This window comes from Alteromonas sp. KS69 (genome assembly GCF_003989595.1).
Taxonomy (GTDB): Bacteria; Pseudomonadota; Gammaproteobacteria; order Enterobacterales; family Alteromonadaceae; genus Alteromonas; species Alteromonas naphthalenivorans.
The window spans coordinates 24,973-47,046 of sequence record NZ_PYHU01000013.1; the positions used below are offsets into that span (position 1 = coordinate 24,973).

General features: G+C 45.4%; 21 protein-coding genes. 14 read left to right on the top strand and 7 right to left on the bottom strand.

Annotated features, from left to right (window positions below; genetic code table 11):
- Positions 1-110: 110 nt before the first annotated feature.
- Entirely contained in the window at positions 111-1,088 is a 978-nt protein-coding gene (locus tag C7Y69_RS10260) for a class 1 fructose-bisphosphatase (RefSeq protein WP_013785908.1), read from the bottom strand.
- A gap of 274 nt (positions 1,089-1,362) precedes the next feature.
- Here C7Y69_RS10260 and mpl point away from each other — a divergent pair, with 274 nt between their 5' ends.
- The 3 genes from mpl (at position 1,363) to C7Y69_RS10275 (ending at position 4,256) form a co-directional block, all read left to right on the top strand.
- The gene (gene mpl / locus C7Y69_RS10265) at positions 1,363-2,745 is read left to right on the top strand and encodes a UDP-N-acetylmuramate:L-alanyl-gamma-D-glutamyl-meso-diaminopimelate ligase (protein WP_013785909.1); all 1,383 of its coding nucleotides are present in this window, start codon (positions 1,363-1,365) and stop codon (positions 2,743-2,745) included.
- The gene (locus C7Y69_RS10270) at positions 2,742-3,377 is read left to right on the top strand and encodes a flavin prenyltransferase UbiX (protein WP_013785910.1); all 636 of its coding nucleotides are present in this window, start codon (positions 2,742-2,744) and stop codon (positions 3,375-3,377) included. The genes mpl and C7Y69_RS10270 overlap by 4 nt, the downstream gene beginning before the upstream one ends.
- A gap of 78 nt (positions 3,378-3,455) precedes the next feature.
- Positions 3,456-4,256, top strand: coding sequence for a S1/P1 nuclease (locus C7Y69_RS10275; protein WP_126872648.1), 801 nt, complete (start codon positions 3,456-3,458; stop codon positions 4,254-4,256).
- A gap of 168 nt (positions 4,257-4,424) precedes the next feature.
- Here C7Y69_RS10275 and rraA read toward each other — a convergent pair whose 3' ends face one another.
- Positions 4,425-4,910, bottom strand: coding sequence for a ribonuclease E activity regulator RraA (gene rraA / locus C7Y69_RS10280; RefSeq protein WP_013785912.1), 486 nt, complete (start codon positions 4,908-4,910; stop codon positions 4,425-4,427).
- A 358-nt stretch (positions 4,911-5,268) separates the two neighbouring features.
- Here rraA and C7Y69_RS10285 point away from each other — a divergent pair, with 358 nt between their 5' ends.
- The 8 genes from C7Y69_RS10285 to C7Y69_RS10320 are packed head-to-tail and all read left to right on the top strand — an operon-like array spanning position 5,269 to position 11,580.
- Entirely contained in the window at positions 5,269-5,787 is a 519-nt protein-coding gene (locus C7Y69_RS10285; RefSeq protein ID WP_013785913.1) for a phosphatase PAP2 family protein, read from the top strand.
- A 1-nt stretch (position 5,788) separates the two neighbouring features.
- The gene (locus C7Y69_RS10290; protein WP_013785914.1) at positions 5,789-6,856 is read left to right on the top strand and encodes an MJ1255/VC2487 family glycosyltransferase; all 1,068 of its coding nucleotides are present in this window, start codon (positions 5,789-5,791) and stop codon (positions 6,854-6,856) included.
- Between the two features lie 51 nt (positions 6,857-6,907).
- Positions 6,908-7,090, top strand: a complete 183-nt coding sequence (gene lptM / locus C7Y69_RS10295) for an LPS translocon maturation chaperone LptM (protein WP_256770312.1) — start codon at positions 6,908-6,910, stop codon at positions 7,088-7,090.
- Positions 7,090-8,340: a diaminopimelate decarboxylase gene (lysA, locus tag C7Y69_RS10300; RefSeq protein ID WP_013785916.1), complete on the top strand. Its 1,251-nt coding sequence runs from the start codon at positions 7,090-7,092 to the stop codon at positions 8,338-8,340. Before lptM ends, lysA begins: the two co-directional genes overlap by 1 nt.
- 35 nt (positions 8,341-8,375) lie before the next feature.
- The gene (gene dapF / locus C7Y69_RS10305) at positions 8,376-9,206 is read left to right on the top strand and encodes a diaminopimelate epimerase (protein ID WP_013785917.1); all 831 of its coding nucleotides are present in this window, start codon (positions 8,376-8,378) and stop codon (positions 9,204-9,206) included.
- Entirely contained in the window at positions 9,203-9,898 is a 696-nt protein-coding gene (locus C7Y69_RS10310; RefSeq protein WP_126872649.1) for a DUF484 family protein, read from the top strand. The genes dapF and C7Y69_RS10310 overlap by 4 nt, the downstream gene beginning before the upstream one ends.
- 5 nt (positions 9,899-9,903) lie before the next feature.
- Positions 9,904-10,827 carry a tyrosine recombinase XerC gene (locus tag C7Y69_RS10315; protein WP_013785919.1) on the top strand — a complete coding sequence of 308 codons (924 nt, stop codon included), beginning with the start codon at positions 9,904-9,906 and terminating at the stop codon, positions 10,825-10,827.
- A gap of 30 nt (positions 10,828-10,857) precedes the next feature.
- The gene (locus tag C7Y69_RS10320; RefSeq protein ID WP_013785920.1) at positions 10,858-11,580 is read left to right on the top strand and encodes an HAD-IA family hydrolase; all 723 of its coding nucleotides are present in this window, start codon (positions 10,858-10,860) and stop codon (positions 11,578-11,580) included.
- 72 nt (positions 11,581-11,652) lie between these two features.
- Here C7Y69_RS10320 and cysE read toward each other — a convergent pair whose 3' ends face one another.
- A complete protein-coding gene (gene cysE, locus C7Y69_RS10325) occupies positions 11,653-12,471 on the bottom strand; it encodes a serine O-acetyltransferase (RefSeq protein ID WP_013785921.1) in 819 nt (272 codons plus the stop codon).
- A 321-nt stretch (positions 12,472-12,792) separates the two neighbouring features.
- Between cysE and uvrD the strand changes: the two genes are divergently transcribed.
- Both uvrD and C7Y69_RS10335 read left to right on the top strand, forming a co-directional pair.
- Positions 12,793-14,964: a DNA helicase II gene (gene uvrD / locus C7Y69_RS10330; RefSeq protein WP_013785922.1), complete on the top strand. Its 2,172-nt coding sequence runs from the start codon at positions 12,793-12,795 to the stop codon at positions 14,962-14,964.
- A 36-nt stretch (positions 14,965-15,000) separates the two neighbouring features.
- Positions 15,001-16,257 (top strand): diguanylate cyclase, encoded by a 1,257-nt coding sequence (locus C7Y69_RS10335; protein ID WP_126872650.1) that lies wholly within the window; start codon positions 15,001-15,003, stop codon positions 16,255-16,257.
- On the opposite strand, the gene rarD is transcribed toward C7Y69_RS10335, so the two are convergent.
- The 3 genes from rarD to C7Y69_RS10350 form a co-directional block, all read right to left on the bottom strand.
- A complete protein-coding gene (gene rarD / locus C7Y69_RS10340) occupies positions 16,245-17,195 on the bottom strand; it encodes an EamA family transporter RarD (protein WP_126872651.1) in 951 nt (316 codons plus the stop codon). The two genes, C7Y69_RS10335 and rarD, sit on opposite strands and share 13 nt — an antisense overlap.
- Before the next feature lie 138 nt (positions 17,196-17,333).
- Positions 17,334-18,671, bottom strand: a complete 1,338-nt coding sequence (locus C7Y69_RS10345; RefSeq protein ID WP_013785925.1) for a magnesium transporter — start codon at positions 18,669-18,671, stop codon at positions 17,334-17,336.
- A gap of 30 nt (positions 18,672-18,701) precedes the next feature.
- A complete protein-coding gene (locus tag C7Y69_RS10350) occupies positions 18,702-19,196 on the bottom strand; it encodes a thioesterase family protein (protein WP_013785926.1) in 495 nt (164 codons plus the stop codon).
- 162 nt (positions 19,197-19,358) lie between these two features.
- Here C7Y69_RS10350 and recQ point away from each other — a divergent pair, with 162 nt between their 5' ends.
- The gene (gene recQ, locus C7Y69_RS10355) at positions 19,359-21,197 is read left to right on the top strand and encodes a DNA helicase RecQ (protein WP_126872652.1); all 1,839 of its coding nucleotides are present in this window, start codon (positions 19,359-19,361) and stop codon (positions 21,195-21,197) included.
- A 137-nt stretch (positions 21,198-21,334) separates the two neighbouring features.
- On the opposite strand, the gene C7Y69_RS10360 is transcribed toward recQ, so the two are convergent.
- The gene (locus C7Y69_RS10360) at positions 21,335-22,003 is read right to left on the bottom strand and encodes a glutathione S-transferase family protein (protein WP_126872653.1); all 669 of its coding nucleotides are present in this window, start codon (positions 22,001-22,003) and stop codon (positions 21,335-21,337) included.
- Positions 22,004-22,074: the final 71 nt, after the last annotated feature.

Genomic DNA, 22,074 nt, shown 5'->3' on the forward strand with positions numbered 1-22,074 from the left:
CCTTTCAATGATGTTTTAAAAAATGTGGCGCTAAGTATACGGTGACGGCGGCAAAATAAAAACGGTTTAGCGCTAATCACACGCAAAACCGCCTTTATTTAGCAATATTTCTATTCACTTTTACCGTAATAGCTTAAACAGGTTTCAACTTCTTCTTTAGAACCAATAATACATGGTACGCGCTGATGTATTTCTTCCGGCATGACTTCAAGAATTCGCCCTGCACCGGTTTCCGCTTTACCACCGGCTTGTTCCATCAAAAAGGCCATGGGGTTTGCTTCATACAGTAAGCGCAATTTACCTGGCTTAGATGGGTCACGTTTATCGTAGGGGTACATGAAAATACCGCCGCGACATAATAAACGATGAATATCACCGACCATGGCTGCTACCCAACGCATGTTGAAATTTTTCTCACGAGGGCCATCTTTACCTGCAATTAGGTCAGCAATATAGGCTTGCATAGCCGGTTCCCAGTGACGCTGATTTGACGCGTTAATCGAGTATTCAGTGGTTTGCTCTGGCACCTGAATATTAGGGTGAGTAAGTAAGAAACCACCGTGGGTCTTATCTAATGTATAAATATGAGTGCCGCGGCCAGTGGTTAATGCAAGCATGGTAGACGGACCATAAAGTACGTAACCTGCTGCCACAATTTGTGTACCTGGCTGAAGAAATGCTGATGGATCATCAGGCTCCATCCACTGAGGGGCGTGGGTAATTGAGAAGATAGTACCAATTAAGCTGTTAATTTCGGTGTTCGATGAGCCGTCTAGTGGATCGAAGCTCACCAAATAATTACCATCTGGGTTGCACGGTACAACATCGTCTTCTTCTTCTGAAGAAATGGCTTTTACATAGCCCGACTCACGAAGCGTATCTTTAATGATGTGATTAGAAATTACATCTAACTTCTTTTGCGTTTCACCTTGTACGTTTTCTGACAAGGTAGAACCCAATACGCCAGCAAGGGCACCTTGACTCACTCGGAATGAAATTTCTTTACAGCTCGCTAACAAGGTTCTTATGAGCAGGATCAGCTCTAACGGGGCACCATCTTCTTGCAACTGGGAATTTAAACGTCTCATCTTAGTTAAGCCTTTTTTTAGTGTGTAGGGTATGACAATGGGAGGCGCACAGCTTTCCTTACCGGCTTTCTCTCACATTACCAACAAGCACTGCTTTATATGCTCGTTAATTTGATTGTAACCGTGAATGCACCGAAGTGGAATAAGCCAAGCGCAGGCAATCTACACAACATACCAGTGAAAGCAGGCATTATGCGTAAAAATGCATTATTTAACCTGCTGCTGTTCTGATAAAGTAGCCAGTATTCAATGCAGTAAAAAATGAGAATTCGCTATGCATTTACATATTCTAGGTATTTGCGGTAGCTTTATGGGTGGCATCGCAGCCATTGCGAAAGCCTTGGGCCATAAGGTCACAGGCTCAGATACCAACGTGTATCCGCCCATGAGTACCCAACTTGAAGCTCTTGGTATAGAACTTACCGAAGGCTTTAATACTGACCAATTCGATCCAACTCCAGATATGGTCATTATTGGAAATGCGATGTCTCGTGGCAACTCGGCGGTTGAGTACGTGCTAAACAGAAACTTGCCATATACCAGTGGCCCGCAATGGTTGCTTGATAACTTATTAAAAGATAGATGGGTCATTGGTGTATCAGGAACCCACGGCAAAACCACGACCAGCAGCATGGTGGCGTGGATTTTAGAGTACAGCGAATTAAACCCCGGCTACCTTATTGGTGGTGTGCCTGAAAACTTTGGTGTGTCTGCCCGTATTGGAGAAAGCCCGTTTTTTGTCATTGAAGCAGACGAATACGACAGCGCCTTTTTCGATAAGCGCTCTAAGTTTGTGCATTACCGACCTAAAACGCTGGTGATTAATAACTTAGAGTTTGATCATGCTGACATCTTCGCCGACTTAGCCGCCATTCAAACCCAGTTTCACCACCTTGTGCGCATGGTGCCAGAAAATGGCCTGATTCTTACGCCCAACCACACGCCCGCTATTGAGGAAACCCTTAAAAAAGGTTGTTGGACGCCACGCCAATGTCTAGGCAAAGAATGGTCCGCAGAACTTATCAATAAAGATGGTAGCCAGTTTAACGTGCTATTTAACAATGAGATTGTTGGCGCAGTACAGTGGGAACTGCTTGGCCAGCACAATGTGGATAACGCACTCATGGCCATTGCTGCGGCTCATCATGCCGGTGTTACCCTCCACGATGCCATTGCCGCGCTATCAAGTTTTAAAAATGTTAAGCGCCGCATGGAAATAAAAGGCGTAGTGACACTCGCAGCTGAAGGTAAACCCGTGACGGTTTATGATGATTTTGCTCATCACCCCACCGCCATTGCCACCACTATTGATGGACTTCGCAAGAAAGTAGGTAATGCCCGCATACTGGCTGTGCTGGAGCCTCGTTCGAACACCATGAAAATGGGGGTGCATAAGAATACCCTTGCTCACTCTTGGCAGGCCGCCGATGCAGTTTATGTGTATGAACCTCAAGGGCTAGACTGGTCGCTAAAGGAAGCAGCAGCTGCTAGCCCAGCGCCCACCACCGTATTCAATGATGTTGAAAACATTGTAAAAGTATTGCAAAGCGAAGTGCGCCCTGGCGATCATATTCTTATTATGAGTAATGGTGGTTTTGAAGGCATCCACAACCGTGTTTTACGCGTACTTACCCCGTCAATCGAGGTAGAAAAATGAAACATGATAAGCAAATTACCCTAGCTATTACGGGTGCTTCCGGCACACCATACGCACTATCACTATTAACGTCGTTAGTTAAAGCTGACTACCAAGTGTATGTGCTTATTTCTTCTGCCGCTAAAGTGGTGATGGCTACAGAAGAAAATATAAAAATTCCCGCGAGGCCTGAAGACGCCAGTGCTTTTTTCATTGAGCACTGCGGCGGCAAGCCTGGTCAAGTGCAAGTATTTGGAAAAGAAGAGTGGTTTTCACCTGTTGCATCAGGTTCAGCAGCACCGGCCAAAATGGTAGTATGCCCTTGCTCTACGGGCACCCTTTCGTCTATCGCCGTTGGTGCTAGCGACAATTTGATAGAACGGGCAGCCGATGTAGTATTAAAAGAAAGAGGACAGCTTATTCTGGTACCACGAGAAATGCCCCTTTCCTCAATCCATTTGGAAAATATGCTTAAATTGTCACAAATGGGTGCGACAATAATGCCAGCGGCACCTGGTTTTTACCATAATCCTAAGACCATCGAAGATTTGGTCGACTTTGTTGTGGCGCGTATTCTTGATCATCTCGGCGTTGAACAATCTTTAGTGGCACGCTGGGGTTATGAAACCGCTAAACATAGTGGTAACGCTTAGCTAATAGTACATTGCTAATAGAAACAGCCGCTAGAAATAGCGATTTGCAAAATTTAAAAATAGAACAAAGGAAAATTAATGACAGCGTTGAGAAATAGGACTTTCGCCGTTGCGCTAAGCTCACTTATTACGTTATTTGTTTCGTCGCCAGCGTTTGGCTGGGGCCAAACAGGCCATCGGGTTACTGGCGCTATTGCGCAGCAGTATTTAAGCCCCTTGTCTCAAGCTGCTGTAGCAGAACTATTACCAAACAGTTCGCTAGCAGAAGCATCAACTTATGCAGATGAAATGCGCTCAAACCCAAGTGAGTTTTGGCAAAAGATGTCTACCCATTGGCACTATGTAACAGTGCCTCAAGGGAAAAACTATGCTGAAGTTGGTGCGCCTAGACAAGGTGATGCCGTTACCGCACTTGAAGCCTATACAAAAACCTTAAAAAGCGATTCGGCCACTATTGAAGAAAAACGCTTAGCGCTACGTTTTATAGTGCACATTATTGGTGATTTGCACCAACCGCTGCATGCGGGTGATGGCAGCGATCGCGGCGGTAACGATGTAAAAGTAAATTTCTTTTGGCAGAACTCTAATTTACATCGGGTGTGGGACTCTCAAATGCTAGAGCAACGTAAGCTGTCTTATACAGAATGGACAACATGGCTTACAGAACACATTACACCGGATGACATTCGTAGCTGGGCAACCACAGATCCGTTAGTGTGGATTGAAGAAAGCACTAAACTCCGTGATGAAGTCTACCCTGAAGATGCCAACAACATGAGTTATGACTACTTATATCAGCATCTTCCAACGGCTAATCAGCGTTTACAAATGGCTGGTATTCGACTTGCCATGTACTTAAACGAAACGTTTGATAAGTAATTACCAATACATACCGCAGAGGGTTCTGCTAGCGGCTATTGGTAGTTGCTGAATCCTGAGCACAAAAAAGCGGAGGCACTTTATTCAGCTGTCTCCGCTTTTTGTTGTCTTAAACCTGCGTATTTAAGCAATAATTCTCAAACGTCGCTAAGAAGCTAGTATCAAAGCTTAGTCGATATCGAGAGGTTCAGGTGAAAGAATAACACCCGTGCTATCAGCATAAAGGTGATCTTCTGGCAGAAAGGTAACGCCACCAAAATTAACCGGTACGTCAACATCGCCAATGCTTTCACATTCAGCGTTAACAGGTATTGCCGCCACCGCTAATACGCCAATATCCATTTCGGCCAAGTTATCCACTTCACGTACACTGCCGTAGCACACAATGCCTTCCCAGTCGTTATCTATTGCTACTTGAGCAAGGGCTGCATCGAATAAGGCACGACGTGTAGAACCACCACCATCAATTAGCAGTACTTTACCTGCACCAGGTTGAGCCAATACACGGTCAATAAGACCACGGTCTTCGAAACACTTAATCGTGGTGATTTCGCCACCAAAAGAATAACGGCCGCCAAAGCTTGCAAAGATAGGGTCAACTACGTCGACGCTGTCTGCAAATAAATCGCACAATTCAGAAGTGTTGTAATCCATTGCTCTACCTTACTTTAATTGAGAGTAGTAGGTTATTTACCTTGTTCTAGCATAGCATTAATTTAGTCGTTGAAAACGCCTGATTTATGAAGTTTCAGGGAAACAGCAACAACCTTTCCACTAAATAGACTGCCACTCTTATTAGCAAAGACATTTTCACCTACTTAGCACGTAACTTGCTTACCTTTTTATAAAAGACTAACTCGCTAGCACACCGCACCTAATAGAAGTTAATACGTGCAGAACAGCCTGACCAACGAACCTTTTCATCTGTCATAAAGGTTTCTTTTTTCTGTCACTGGTTGGTCACAGAATGCTTTTAAATTGTTCAATAATCAATCGAAAGGGGGCAAGGCTAATGCTTCTTAAATCCTTGACCAAATACGATACAAATTTGTTCTATCGCTTATACAGTCTTACCGTAAAACGAGATTGTCGCAGTATCATCTGGTTATCAAAAACCGGAGATGGATACCTTTACTTGTTCATTGGCGCCTTATTATGGGCTTTTGAACCCGAGCATGGCGAACTTTTCCTCTACACAGCGCTGATGGCATATGCGCTGGAATTACCTATCTATGTGCTGCTTAAGAAAATGTTCAAGCGCCCGCGCCCTTGTGATTTTCTATTGGATTTAACAGCACATGTTACGCCATCCGATAAATTCTCTCTGCCCTCTGGGCATACTGCTGCGGCTTGCTTAATGGCAAGTATTGTAGCGCATTACTATCCACCATTCGCGGTACTGGCATACAGTTGGGCAGCCCTTATTGGCCTGTCTCGCGTCTTGCTAGGCGTGCACTACCCATCAGATGTAGTCGCAGGTATGTTACTTGGTATCACTATCGCATCGTTGAGTATTTCCATCCTGGGGTAACATGAAATTATTGTATGGCGTGCAAGGCACCGGAAACGGGCACATTGCTCGTGCACGAATTATGGCGGCAGCACTAGCCAAGCGTTCAGATGTTGAAGTAGATTTTGTTTTCACAGGTCGTGAACCCGATAAATATTTTGATATGGATGTATTTGGCGACTATCGCACCTTCACTGGCTTAAGCTTTATCACTAAAAGTGGCCGCGTAGACCGGTGGCAAACCATTAAAGAAGCTAATATCAGTCAATTTCTAAAAGACGTGAAACGTTTTGATGCAAGCGGATACGATCTTCTCGTTAACGACTTTGAGCCTGTCACAGCGTGGGCGGCAAAGCGTCAGCATATTCCGTCAATTTCAATTAGCCACCAAGCCGCATTTTCTTATGATGTGCCAAAATCTGGCGACACCATTATTGATCGGCTGCTAATGAAAAAATTCGCCCCTACCGACCTTCAATTAGGTGTCCATTGGTTTCACTTTAATCAACCGATCATTCCGCCTTTTGTGGCAGAGAAACCGCTATCAGTACCGGGTAAGGGTCATGTGTTGGTTTACTTACCATTTGAAGATGTTAGCGACGTTCAACAAATGCTGGAGCCTTTAAGCGACCAAAAATTTCAGTGCTTCCACCCCGATATTAGCGAAATTAAAGACGCGGGACACATTCAGTGGAACCCTACGTCAAAACAGCATTTCCAGCGTGCGCTACAGCATTGTAATGGCGTTATTGCGAACGGAGGTTTTGAACTTTCAAGCGAAGCCTTACAGCTAGGCAAGAAGCTACTTATCAAGCCTCTTCATGGCCAATTTGAGCAGCTATCAAATGTACTCACCCTTAATAAGCTTGACCTTTGCCACACCCTATTTCAACTGGATACGGATATTGTTGAAGAGTGGCTAGAAACAGCAGACATAGAAGCTATTCAATTCCCCGACGACCCTAATACATTAATTGATTGGCTGAAAAAAGGTGACTTGCAAGACACGCAAAGCCTATGTAATTCGCTGTGGAAAGAGGTTCGCTACGGCGATAAAACACAAGAACGCTTATTGTCTCTTGCATTTTAATCACGCAATGCGATGATAACGGCATTTATTGTCGTATTCGCGGGATTTTTCGTGCTTAAGAAGTGGGTTTTAGTTACATTCACAGCCATTCTACTTAGTGGTTGTGGTTATAAAGGGGCGCTGTATATTCCACAAGCGCCAGAACAAACGACGCCTACTGAAAAGCCAGACGAAACAGCGTCTTCACCAAACACGCAAAGCCAACCCGCCTCCACACCAGGAGAATCTCACTAGTGGATTTTTTCGCTTATAAAAACGGCCAGCTTTTCGCTGAAGATGTAGCCGTTGCAGATATTGCTGCACAGTACCAAACCCCTGTTTATGTATATTCACGGGCAACTTTAGAACGTCATTGGCATGCCTTTAATGATGCTATTGGTGAGCACCCTCACCTTATCTGTTATGCAGTAAAGGCCAATTCAAATCTAGGTGTACTCAGTACACTAGCCAAAATTGGCTCTGGTTTTGACATTGTTTCTGGTGGTGAATTAGCACGTGTTATTGAAGCCGGTGGCGATGCCAGCAAAGTGGTATTTTCAGGTGTAGGTAAAAAAGCAGACGAAATACGTTATGCGTTAGAGCAAGGCATTATGTGCTTTAACGTAGAGTCTGAGCCTGAATTGCATCGCATTAACGCGGTAGCAGAATCCCTTGGCAAAAAGGCGCCTATTTCGCTTCGCATCAACCCTGACGTAGATGCAAAAACGCACCCCTATATTTCAACAGGATTGAAGGCAAACAAATTTGGTATCGCCCGTGAACGCGCGTTGCAAACCTACGAGCTAGCCGCATCACTTCCTTACTTGAACGTAGTGGGTATGGACTGCCACATTGGTTCGCAATTGACTGAAATTGGCCCCTTTGTCGATGCACTAGAGCGTTTGTTGCTGCTTATTGATGAATTAGCCGAGCGCGGTATAACCATTGATCACTTAGATGTTGGTGGTGGCTTAGGTGTGACTTATAACGACGAAGAACCGCCGCATCCAAAAGCTTACGCTGCAGCGATGGCAGAAAAAATGGTGGGTCGAGAGAACCTTAAACTCATTTTAGAGCCAGGCCGCGCTATTGCCGCAAACGCGGGTATTTTAGTCACTGAGGTTGAGTTTATCAAAGAAGGTGAAGAGAAAAGCTTCGCTATTGTTGATGCCGCTATGAATGACCTGCTTCGACCTGCACTTTACTCTGCATGGCAGAATATCATCCCAGTAAAACAAGAAAGTACTGCTACAGCACGCAATTACGATGTGGTAGGCCCGGTATGTGAAACCGGTGATTTCATCGGTAAAGACCGTGAACTTGCTATCGAACCAACTGACCTACTAGCAGTGCGAAGCGCCGGTGCGTATGGCTTTGCAATGGCATCAAACTACAATAGCCGCTGCCGTCCAGCAGAGATTATGGTAGATGGTGATGCAACAATTGTGGTGCGTGAAAGAGAAATTCTAAAAGATCTCTGGAAAGGTGAGCACAAACTTACGTAAACTAGGGTTAAACTCAAAATAAAGATGCGCGGTTAATGCAGGTTCAGTTTTCAAAAATGCACGGTCTGGGAAATGACTTCATGGTGATTGATAATGTCACCCAGAACGTCTTTTTCTCGAAGGACAAAATACAGCAGTTAGCAAATCGAAACTTCGGTATAGGGTTCGATCAATTGCTTATGGTTGAACCGCCTTACGATCCTGAACAAGATTTTCACTATCGCATATTTAACGCTGACGGCTCTGAAGTTGAACAATGTGGTAATGGTGCTCGTTGCTTTGCGCGCTTCGTAAAGCAAAAAGGGCTAATTAACCGCAATAAAATTGTGGTGAGTACTAAAGCTGGGAAAATGGTGTTGTACTTGGAGAAAGATGGCCAAGTTACCGTGAATATGGGCAAGCCCGAATTCGAGCCAGCTAAAATTCCACTGAAAGCGAACAAACAAGAAAATACCTATATATTGCGCGTAAACGATAAAACCTTGTTTTACGGTGCCGTATCTATGGGTAACCCGCATTGCGTCATGGAAGTGGAAGATGTAGATACCGCGCCTGTTAAAGAAATAGGGCCCCTCGTTGAACGCAACGAACGGTTCCCAGAAGGCGTGAATGTGGGCTTTATGCAGATTATTAATGAATCGCACATTCGATTGCGTGTATTTGAACGTGGCTCGGGTGAAACCTTGGCATGCGGCAGCGGTGCATGCGCAGCAGTTGCAATTGGTCAGATTCAAGGTAAATTAAGCAAAGATGTTCGGGTAGATTTGCCCGGCGGCAGTTTACGGATCCGTTGGCCAGGCCCAGATAATGTATTAAAAATGACAGGGCCCGCCGACCATGTGTACGACGGACATATAAATTTATGAGTGAATTATCAGGACAAGCTAGCGCATCAGCGGTAGTAGACGTGTTTTCAGGCGACAGCGATGTTTCCTCAGAACAGGTTCGCACTTTTTTGTTAGAAAACCCTGATTTTTTTGCTCAATACCCAGAACTACTCGAAAAACTTAAAATTCCCCATTCGCATAAAGGCAGCGTCTCGCTGGTTGAAATTCAAAGTGAGCAATTGCGCAAAAAAGTTCGCCAGTTGAATTATAAACTTACGCAACTGGTGAGTATTGCCAAGCAAAACGAAAAAATTTACCGCGTATACACCGACCTAAACGTACAATTACTGCGTTGCGAAAGTGTGGCAGAAGTTCAGTTTACCCTTGAAGATGTGTTGCAAGAGCGTTTGCAGTTGTCTTCTGCGGTGATAAAAAGCTTCAAGGGCCCTCATGCTATTCCCGAGTTACAACGCAGGTTATTTACCGAAAAGCGCTTTAAAACGTCGAACTTTTTTTTCGGACGATTATCGCAGCACGAACGCCAGTTATTGTTTGCTGATAGTAGCGCAGAATCTGTTGCCCTAATGCTATTAGACGACAACCAAGAAATTGGTATTTTAGGTATTAGCAGCAGTGATCCAAGCCATTTCACCCCTGATATGGACACCTTGTTGCTACAACAGCTACAACAAGTGCTTAATATTATTTTGCCTGAGATGATGGGGTATTAGTTTTCGTGACAACGGAAACTGTACTGAGCGAACCTTGCCACCTTTGGCTTGAAAAGTTTCTTCTCCACCTACAAGTTGAACGCGGTTTATCGCCGCTTACTATCAGTAACTACCGCAGACAACTTACCAGCATAGCCATTACTTTGGGGCTTTACGAGTGGTCAGGTATGACGCCCTCTGATGTAAAGCGCGTGATGGCGGCAGCAAAAATGGACGGGCATAAACCCCGTAGCATAGCATTGCGGTTGTCAGCTCTTCGTACCTTCTGCCAATACCTTATTGATAACGAACAGCTGTTCAGCAACCCCGTGGAGGGTATTCAAGCGCCCAAACAAGGCAAACCATTACCTAAACAGCTTAGCGTTGATGAAATGCAGCAGTTGTTGGCAAATGAACAAGCCGCCAGCGGCGATACCGACGAAGGCATTATTTGCCGCGACGTAGCCATGTTTGAATTACTCTATGGCTGCGGACTTCGATTAAGCGAACTAACGGGCTTAAACTTAAGTGACTACCCGAAAGACGGTACCATTAAAGTGACCGGTAAGGGCAGTAAGCAGCGTATATTGCCCTTAGGCCGACAAGCGCAAAAGGCGCTACATGCTTGGCTTAAAGTGCGCCCTGCTTATGCTTCACCCTATGAACCCGCTATTTTTGTTAGCAAGCGTAAAACCCGCATTTCAAATCGCCAAGTGGCTAACCGGCTTAACCAAATGGCAGAGTTGCAAAGCCTTAGTCAGAAAGTAAGCCCACATAAACTGCGCCATTCTTTTGCCACGCACGTATTAGAGTCGAGCGGCGATTTACGGGCGGTGCAAGAATTATTAGGCCATGCCAATCTATCTACCACGCAAGTGTATACTCATTTAGATTTTCAGCATTTAGCCAAGGTTTATGATGCCGCGCACCCTAGAGCACATAAAAAATAATCCTCTTTTGAAAATAGGCCTTTAACTATTATGCAGTTCTTCAGAGCCATAAATTCCGTGAAGGCTATGACCTTCGACCTTGATGACACCTTATATAATAACGAACCTATTATTCGCCAAGCCGAAGCAGCATTGAATACGCATTTAAAGCAGTATCACCCCAAAGCAGCAGCATTAACTCCTACACACTGGCAACAGCTAAAGCGGGATGCTATTACGGCCAATCCTACTTATTCATCTGATATGGGAAAACTTCGCTTAGCGGTGTTAAATGCGGCTTTGATACATGATATTCCACCCCAAGACACCCACACGTTAGATGCTGCCGTGCAAGCCTGTTTCGACTGTTTTTATCATGCCAGAAGCGAGTTTGATTTGGCTGATGATGTGCATAAAACCTTATCAATTTTAAGTGAAAATATGACACTGGTAGGTATTACTAACGGCAATGTAAACGCTGACCAAATAGGTATTACGCCTTATTTCGATACCATTTTACATGCCAGTACTAGCCGACCTATGAAACCTTCACGGGCTATGTTCGATGAAGCAGCAAGCTTTATAGGCGATGCGCCGGAAAATATATTGCACGTGGGCGATAACATTATTAAAGATGTGTATGGGGCGATAAATGCGGGGTTTCAGTCTGCTTGGTTTGCATGCAACCGAGAAATGCATTTACCCCGTGAGAGAGCATCTGTACTCCCTCACGTGGCATTAGATTCGTTAGACGAGTTAGCTTACTTCTTGTAAGTAAATCAGTAAGTAGCGCTTTCTCTTAAGGTACTGGCGCTTAAAGTACTTGCTCTTAAAGTACTGGCGCGTTTAAGGCTTTTGCGAGTAAGGCTGATTGTCTTCTAACACGTTTTGGCGCATAGAATCGCAAGGGCGCTGGCATACTGGGCGTCCAACCACTTTAGCCGGCACACCGACTACTGTAACGTGCGGCGGTACATTGTCTAACACAACACTACCCGCTCCCACTTTAGAGCCTTCGCCAATTTCGATATTGCCAAGAATTTTAGCACCCGCACCTACTAACACGCCTTGGCGAATTTTAGGGTGACGGTCACCCGACTCGTTCCCAGTTCCGCCAAGCGTTACGCTTTGCAAAATAGACACGTTGTCTTCTATAACTGCGGTTTCACCCACCACAATTCCGGTAGCGTGATCGAACATCACCCCTTTACCTATTTTAGCGGCAGGGTGAATATCCACGCCGAAGGTAGCCGAATTACGGCTTTGTAAGAACAAAGCAAGTTGATGTCTACCATGCAACCACAAGTAATGCGCCATGCGGTGAACTTGCACTGCGTGGAACCCTTTGAAGTGCAGCAATGGCACTAAGAAATCATCTACTGCGGCGTCTCGGGCACGAATAGCATTAATATCTGCCATTGCCGACTCACTAATTGACGGCTCTAACAAATAGGCTTCATCGAACACTTCACGAATGGCAATAGCCGGCATCACTTCATCAGCCATTTTGCTTGATAATATAAAGCTTAACGACGATTCAAAATTATGATGTGCTGAAATACAGGCGTGAACATAGCTTGCTAGTAGCGGCTCGCTTTCTGCCACAGTTTGCGCTTCTTTTTTTAACGATAACCAAAAGTCAGTCGATGGAGAGAGTGCGTGCATGAGGCAGTTCCTGTAAAAATAAAGTTCAGAGCCCACTTAAATGCGGGTAAAAGGCCTACATTGTATTAGGCAACATAATGGCTCGAAGTGTACATGAGCCACAGTTAAAACAACACCTACAGACTACGCTTCAAGCGTGAAAATTGTTCAACTTATCGATAACCTGCCCGTGAATACCGCTGGTGTCGTCTAAACAAGGCTAAGTTCATCGCTAAAAATTCCCCCTAGCCGCTAAGCTTCATCAAACAGGCCTGTATAAATTCACAGTCAGCTGGCATAATGTTGCAGCATTGAAACTAGACAAATTAGGTTGACCATATTATGGATGTATCCCGACTGCTTGACGAGCTTAACGATAAACAACGTGAAGCGGTAGCAGCCCCTCTTTCTAACGCCCTCATATTAGCTGGCGCAGGAAGTGGCAAAACTCGGGTGTTGGTGCATCGCATAGCATGGTTAATGGAAGTGGAAAATATTGCCCCGTTTTCCATTCTGGCCGTAACCTTTACGAATAAGGCCGCGAAAGAAATGCGTGGCCGAATAGAGTCGTTGATGGGTCGTGGTCTGAATAATATGTGGATTGGTACTTTCCACGGATTAGCTCACAGGCTGCTTCGCGCCCACCATGCAGAAGCTAATTTGCCTGAAAACTTCCAAATTCTTGACTCAGACGACCAATACCGTTTGATTAAACGTATTTTAAAAGCCATGAATTTAGACGAAAAGCACTGGGTGCCCCGTCAAATTCAGTGGTATATCAACGGCAATAAAGACGAAGGCCTGCGCCCTCAACATATTGAAACCCACAATGACCAAACCCAACAAAAGATGCGTGAAATTTACGCCGCGTATCAAGACGCGTGCGACCGCTCAGGGCTTGTGGATTTTGCCGAGCTATTATTGCGTGCACACGAACTTTGGGCTAAAAACCCAGAAGTGCTCGCTAATTACCAACGACGTTTCCGCGCCGTATTAGTTGACGAATTCCAAGATACCAACAACATTCAGTACGCATGGCTACGCATGCTGTGTAGCGGCAATCAAAACAATATCATGATTGTGGGCGATGACGACCAATCTATTTACGGCTGGCGTGGCGCGAATGTTGATAATATTCAGCACTTCTTGAAAGATTTCAATAACCCCACAACCATTCGATTAGAACAAAACTACCGTTCTACCGGTACCATTTTGAAAGCCGCCAACACGGTTATTGATAACAACACAGGGCGGTTAGGTAAAGAGCTTTGGACCGACGGCAACGATGGCGAGCCCATCTCTGTTTATGCGGGGTTTAATGAGTTAGATGAAGCCCGCTTTATTGTGTCGAAAATTAAAGACTGGCTGAACCAAGGCAATGCGTTAAAAGACACTGCCATTTTATATCGCAATAACGCCCAGTCGCGGGTATTAGAAGAAGCCTTACTGCACCAAGGTACACCGTATCGCATTTATGGCGGCCTTCGATTCTTCGAACGCCAAGAAATTAAAGATGCACTTGGCTACCTTCGTATGATGAATCATCCTCATGACGATGCCGCCTTTGAACGTGTAGTGAACACGCCAACTCGCGGTATGGGTGAAAAAACCCTCTCACAGGTACGAGAAGCCGCCAGAACACATAATTGCTCTATGTGGCAGGCTAGCCAACTACTCATTAACGAAAACGCGCTCAAAGGCCGTGCACTTAATGCCCTTCAAAGTTTTGTGCTGTTAGTTACCGAGCTTGAACAAGCTACTGTAGACGAGCCTTTAGAAAAACACGCCGACGTGGCCATTAGGCAGTCAGGCTTATACGCCATGTATCAAGCCGAACGCGGCGAAAAAGCCCAAGCGCGACTGGAAAACTTAGAAGAATTGGTTACCGCGTGTAAGCAATTTACCGTACCTGATGAAGCAGAAGAAATGACGCCGCTTTCTGCCTTTCTTGCTCACGCCTCGTTAGAAGCAGGCGAAACCCAGGCGGGCACCGATCAAGATGCGGTGCAGATGATGACGATTCACACCGCAAAGGGGCTCGAATTCCCTATGGTATTTATGGCCGGTGTCGAAGAAGGCATGTTTCCAAGCCAGATGACCAATGATGAACCAGGCAGAATGGAAGAAGAACGCCGCCTGTGTTACGTGGGCATGACTCGCGCCATGGAAAAGCTATATATTACTTACGCGGAAAGCCGCCGTTTATACGGGCAAGACAAATACCACACCGCATCTCGCTTTATTCGTGAAATTCCAGCTGACTGTGTTGAAGAAGTAAGACTCAAGTCTACAATTTCTCGACCGATACATAACCGATTCAGCCAAGCGACCTCACACGCCTCATTTGAAGAAACTGGCTTTCAGTTGGGCCAAAAAGTTGTTCACCGTAAATTCGGTGAAGGGATAGTACTAAACTACGAAGGCAGTGGTGAACACGCTAGGGTACAAGTTAATTTTGACGAATTTGGTACAAAATGGCTCGTTCTCGCCTATGCTAAATTGGAAAAAGCATAGCAATCTGGCAAGAAGCCTGAACCCAAGTAGAGAAATATGCCGCAAAATGTGCTGGTGATAGAAAACAGCGATAAAAATTTAGACGTTGTATCAAAACTTGTCAGAAAAGCAGGGTTAATCCCTGTTGGCGCTCACTCGTTAACGGAAGCGAGCGCCCGTTTTGCGCTTATGATGCCTGAAAGTTTCTTGTGCGCCATTGTTGCTCATAACTTACCTGATGCGCCGAATGGCGAAGCCATCGACTTCGCTATTGATGCCTTTATTCCAGCCATAGTCACTACCGATACGCTAGAAGCAAAAACCCGAGACAGGGTCTTAGAAAAAGACGTCGTTGATTACATTCCCAAAGAAAACGCGCAAAATTACGATTACTTAAGCCGTTTACTGTTTCGATTAGAGAAAAACAAATCGACAGGTGTTGTAGTAGTAAGTACGCACCGTTCATCTAGACGAAAAATGCTTTCGCTGCTTTATCGACACAACTTTGTGGTTTATGACTGCCCTACCGCCAGTGAGGCTATGAGCATACTGGCTGAGCATGCACATATCAGGTTGGTTATCACCGATAACGCGCTTCCAGATATGACCGGTACGCAGTTTATTTCAGGCCTGCGTAAAGCCTTCTCAAAAGAACAGTTAGCCATTATCGGTCTTGCAAGCGACCAACGCCCGCTGATGTCTGCTCATTTCATTAAAAGCGGTGCGAACGACTTTTTGCATTTACCTTACTGTCATGAAGAGTTTTTATGCCGGGTAATGCAGAATATTGAATATATTGAAAGCGTAGAAGCCATTCGACGTGCGGCCAATACCGATTACTTAACTGGGTTGCCTAACCGCCGTCATTTCTTTTATACCGTTACCGTGCAGTACAAAAAGCTTCCTGAGCAGCATGCTTTAGCGCTTATCGACCTGGATCATTTTAAACGTATTAACGATACCTACGGGCATGATGCGGGCGATCATGTGCTCAAAGCAGTAGCTAACCTATTGCAAGTGCATTTTAACGATACGCTGGTTGCACGTTTTGGTGGGGAAGAATTTTGCGTTTACTTGCCTAAAATCGACCTTAATAACGCACAAGAGCGGCTAAATAGATTCAGAATAGCGTTAGAGAAAATGCCAATTCAATTAGGCGAAGAAAGCGTGAAAGTAACCTGCAGTATTGGGCTTTGTAATACACCTACGCAAAATATTGAAACCTTGCTAAGTAGCGCAGATAAGCTTTTATACAAAGCAAAACATGCTGGGCGTAACCAAGTTTACCTAAACAGTGAAACTCAAGAAGTTTGAGTTTCACTGGTTACCTTAGCCGACTGCACCGATGCCTTTAGGGCTTTTCGCTGTTTTTTGTAGGCAATAAGAGAGTCGACACTAAATACTGCAAGTGCTAGCCACACAAAACCAAAGGTGATTAGCCTAGCCTCATCTAACGGCTCATCGTACAAGTAAACTGCCAGCACGAACATGAGTGTTGGCCCTATGTATTGCAAAAAACCTAAGGTTGAATACATGATACGCCGTGCTGCTGCGGTAAAGCATAACAAGGGCGCAGTGGTCACAATACCGGCGGCTAAAATAAGCATGTTTAAGCTAGCGTCGTTATTAAAAAGGTTGCTGTATTCTGAACCAAATAGCAGCCAATACCCTAAAGCTAAGGGTGATAACATTAACGTTTCGATAAAAAGGCCCGGCAAAGAATCTACCGCTACCTGCTTGCGTAAAATACCATAAATACTAAAACTGCCCGCCAATACAAGTGCAATCCAAGGCACATGACCGTAAGAGAAAATCAAAATAGCCACACCCACGATGGCTAATACCACCGCCACTCGCTGAAACGTTCTTAGCCTTTCGCCTAGAAAAAGCCGCCCAAGAAAAACGTTAATAAGCGGGTTGATGTAGTAACCTAAGCTAGCATCCAATATGTGATCGTTATTTACTGCCCAGATGAACAGTAGCCAGTTGGCGCCTAGCAAAATGCCAGCGACCAATAACACCTGCATCACCTTTTTATTTCGCAAAGCTGCGGCAACCTTGGCCCACTGCTTTAACCCAGCAATCAAGCCTACCAGCACCAACACCGACCAAGTTACCCTGTGCATTAGAATTTCTGCTGCGGGCAATACAGTAAGCTGTTTAAAGTAGATTGGCGCTATACCCCACATGGTGTAGGCCGCGATGGCACACATTATTCCGACTTGGGCAGCACTGGCTTGCTGAACGCGCATAGTTAGCTATCACTTTTTAAGGCTGAAAAAAGGCGCGTAGTGTTCATTACCTTACTTAAGAAAGCAAGCCTATCACGCCCAGAATGGGGTATTTACAGACAAAGTTAGTCTAGGGGTGATGACAACTTATAGTTCCAGCTATAACAGAAATAACGTTCCCAACCCTAAGAAGGCAACAAAGCCAACAATGTCAGTCACTGTGGTAAGAATAACTGATCCAGACAACGCGGGATCTATCTTAAGTCTGTCCAAAATAAAGGGCACGAACACACCGGCAAGCGCAGCTGCCACAATATTAAAGAGAATGGCTAGGCAAATCACCATGCCAAGTAGCGCATCGGCAAACCAGAAATAGGCCACTATGCCTATCACCAAAGCCCATATCACGCCATTTAGCCCCCCAACTTTGAGTTCTTTCATCATAAGTGCACGTAAGTTGGCTGGCGTTACTTGCCCAAGTGCCAGCCCGCGCACAATCAATGTAAGCGTTTGGCTGCCTGCTATACCACCCATACTAGCAACCACTGGCATGAGTACCGCCAGCGCAACCACCTGCTGTAATGTAGCTTCAAACAACCCGATAAACCAAGATGCCAAAAACGCGGTAAGCAAGTTGATACCTAGCCACAATGCACGGTTTCTCGCACTTTTTGCCACAGGTGAGAATAAATCTTCGTCTTCATCCATACCTGCAGAGGCCATGACTTGACGCTCGTAAAACTCGTTCATTAACTCACTGGCCGAAGCGATATCTAAACGACCAATAAGTTTGTTCGATTCATCTACCACAGGTAACGACGATAGCCCTGAACGCTGCACTTGTAAGGATGCCGCGGTAGACTCATCAGTGCCCACTAGCATAGTGACATTTTCTTCGGCCATGCTAATCAGTGAACTGTGTTCTTGCGCCGCAAAAAGACGATGAATCTTCACCAGTGCGGTAAATTGACCGGAACGGTTCACCAAATAAATACTATCGCAGTGCTGAGGTATGTCTCGTCGTAATAGGCGTAAGCCTTCTTTCACTTTTGCATTAGCCGGTAGTACTAGCAACTCATGACTGACCCAGTGACCCACTTGTTCGTCGGGAAACTGCGTCGCTTCGCGGAAATACTTACGTTCTTGGCTATCAAGGGCTTCGTATGCGACATCAACTAACCGCGTGGGTAATGAGTCGAGGAGTTCAAGTAAGTCTTCTGCGTCAATATCAGCAAAGATAGACGCCCACTCGTTATGCGGCGTGGCGTCGATAAGAATTTCACGGGGATCGCTTCGCATTTCCACCAGCACGCTAAGCTTGCGATCACGTGGAATGCCCTCCCAAACGACGAGACGTCGCTCTAGGGGTAACGATTCTAATAAGGAGGCAATGTAGACAGTATCCTGCCCACTTAATGCGGTAAGAATAGACGCTGGGTCATCACCCATACCATCTGTTACAAACTCTTCGATAAGATCGGGTAATGGCTCCGCCACTCGACACCTCCAAAATGCATTATATACCGGCTACCCCAACATATAGGTACCCGTACCAAAGGCAATATGATCGCCTTTTTCGTTGTGAAGCTCCATCCTACAAACCGCCAACTTAGCGCCGCCGCGAATAACTTTTGCCGTAGCAATAAACCGCTCTCCACGACCCGGTCGCAAATAGTCAACGCGCATATCTACGGTACCCATTCTCGGTAGACGGGTTTGCAAGCTTGCTAGGTCAGTATCGTTAGTTCGTTTAATCGCTTCGATAATAGCGACCAAGCCGCCTATGGTATCTAGCATAGTGGCTGTCACGCCGCCATGAAGAATTTTTTGCAGTGGATTTCCGGTTAAGGCTTCACGCCAAGAAACATGAAGTTCTATGCTGTCACTTTCTACCCCTTCATTCGGGCGAACAAACTCTAACCCTAATAACTGGTTAAACGGCATAGTATCACGAAATAAACTAATAACATGTGCAATCATATCGTTGCGGCTAGGCATATTTTTATTGTCTGAAGTGCGCATATTGCATCCTTTCTTATGAGTAGCATTACATCGACGTTAGCCTACTTTTAAGGGATGCACTGTTTTAATTTATTATACCTTTTCATATGACTTCTGAATTTTAGTCCAGTTTTTGCGTTTGTTTCGTGAAGAACGATAGAAAAACGCGTAAAATCCCCCGCCATGACTACTGTAATTGCCGACACCACTATTAGTTCTCCCGTTCCCGATGCGCTAACCCCTGAAAACGTTTTAAAAAATGTGTTTGGGTACGATGAATTTCGCGAGGGACAAGGAGACGTCATCCACCATGTATGCCACGGTGGAGATGCACTTGTATTGCTACCTACCAGTGGTGGAAAATCTATGTGCTATCAAATTCCAGCGCTTATCCGCGCAGGTACTGGCATTGTAGTGTCGCCACTTATCTCGTTAATGCAAGATCAAGTAGAACAGTTAAAAGCCTTGGGTGTGAAAGCCGCTTACCTAAATTCAACACTTAGTCAGGAAGACCAAGCCAGTATTTCAGAGCAAATGGTGTCTAACCAGTTAGACTTATTGTATGTCTCTCCTGAACGATTGCTTCAATTTGGCTTTCAGCAAACGCTTCGTACTACAGAGGTAGCCTTATTTGCTATCGATGAAGCCCACTGCGTCTCCCATTGGGGGCACGATTTCAGGCACGACTACCGGGCCCTCGGCCAGATTAAAGCCCGCTTTCCTGATATCCCTGTTATTGGGTTAACGGCTACCGCAGACATCGCTACCCAAAGCGATATTCTCACCCAACTGCAACTTAATGACCCCCTAGTTTATAAAGGCAGTTTCGATAGACCGAATATTCGTTATCGGGTGATGTCGAAGTACAAAGCCTTCGAACAGGTTGTTACTTACGTTAAGCAACAAGAAGGCAGCGGGATTATTTATTGTAATAGTCGCGCCAAAGTAGACGACTTACATGCCAAGCTATTCAAGCAAGGTTTTCGCTGCGCGGCGTATCATGCGGGTATGGATGCCGACGAACGAGAATTAGTTCAGCGCCAGTTTTTGAACGATAAAATTGATATTGTTGTAGCCACGGTCGCCTTCGGTATGGGGATTAATAAATCGAACGTGCGTTACGTGGTGCATCACGATGTACCTCGCAGTGTTGAAAGTTACTACCAGGAAACAGGCCGCGCAGGACGAGACGGCCTTGAATCTGAAGCCATGCTGCTGTTCGATGAAAAAGATGCGGCTCGGGTACGTCAGTGGATTGAGCAAGGTGAGCAGGCCGATAGAAATGCCATCGAACTTCAAAAGTTTGCGGCCATGGAGGCCTTTTCTGAAGCGCAAACCTGCCGCCGACAGGTGCTGCTTAACTACTTTTCTCAATTTAGTGACAGTGCCTGCGGCAACTGTGATATTTGTCTAGATCCACCCACCATGATTGACGGCTTGGTCATTAGCCAAAAAGTACTGTCTTGTATTCTTCGGCTTTCACAGCAAGCCTCTACCCAATACCTTATTGATGTACTGCGCGGCAAACAGCTAAAGCGCTTGCAAGAAGCTGGGCACCACCAGCTTTCAACCTATGGTATTGGCAAAGACAAATCTGACAGCTATTGGCACAACATGATTAATCAGCTTATCCATAAGGGGTTAATACGGGTTGATATTACCGCCAACGCTGCGCTTCGCTTAACCGAAGCTGCCCGCCCTGTATTAAAAGGCGAAGTGGCCGTACAGCTAGCGGTACCTAGGTTAGAATTCAAGCCAGATAAAAAGGCGAAACAAGCGCCGGCTAACTACGACCGCACCTTATTTATGCGCTTAAAGCACTTACGCAAAGTGCTGGCAGAAGAAAACGAAGTGCCGCCTTATGTGGTATTCAGTGATGCTACGCTGGTAGACATGGCCGCTAAGCTCCCGACCACCCGCGATACTATGTTAGATGTAAGCGGCGTAGGGCAAACCAAGCTATCGCGCTACGGCGACGCCTTTATGCAGTTGATAAACGATTACATTCATCGTGAACAATAGCGGCAGTATTTAGTTAGCATATGGGTTTAGCTAAATCCTATTCCTCGCCAGAGCCTATACCCACAAAGGCCTGCATCTAAACAGGCCTATATTTAAATAAACCTACATCTAAACAAAGAAGGGCTCAACATTGGGTATTAGGCGTATGCGTACTCACCGCCTTTTTCTAGCGCTTGCTTATACGCAGGCCTTGCATGTACCCGTTTCACGTATTCCCGAATGGCAGGAAAATCTTTGGCATTCCCACTTGCCACTAATGACTCTAATGGAAATATCATTTGTACATCAGCTCCGGTGGGTTGTTCACCGGCAAACCACGTGTGATGGGCAAGGTAAGACTCTACATAACGCAAGCTTTGGGCTAAATTGGGCCCATAATAGGCATTTAAAATTCCATCGATTAACTTATTCGTAATAGGTTTGATAAAGAAAGGTTTAGACCCTTTTTGACGGGCCTTTTCAAGCACCAACCTAGCTACCAAGGGTGGCATTAGCGAGCCTTCGGCAAAGTGTAACCAAAATAAATACTGCTGCAGATTTTCACCGCTCTCAGGAGAGGTAAAATTTGTTTGTCCATGCTGGCGAACTAAGTACTCGACAATGGCGCCCGACTCAGCAATTGCCCCTTCAGGGGTAGTCAGTACAGGCGAACGACCCAGTGGATGTACTGCACGTAACGATTCCGGCGCAAGATTAGTGATGCTATCTCGCTGATAGTGTTCAATATTATAATCAACGCCTAGCTCTTCCAATAGCCATAAAATACGTTGAGATCGAGAATTATTTAAGTGATGTAACGTGAGCATAATGCTTCCTTTAGGCCCTAATAAGGCCGTTTTTTATTATTGCTAGCTTATGTCTTTTATACACGTTTTAT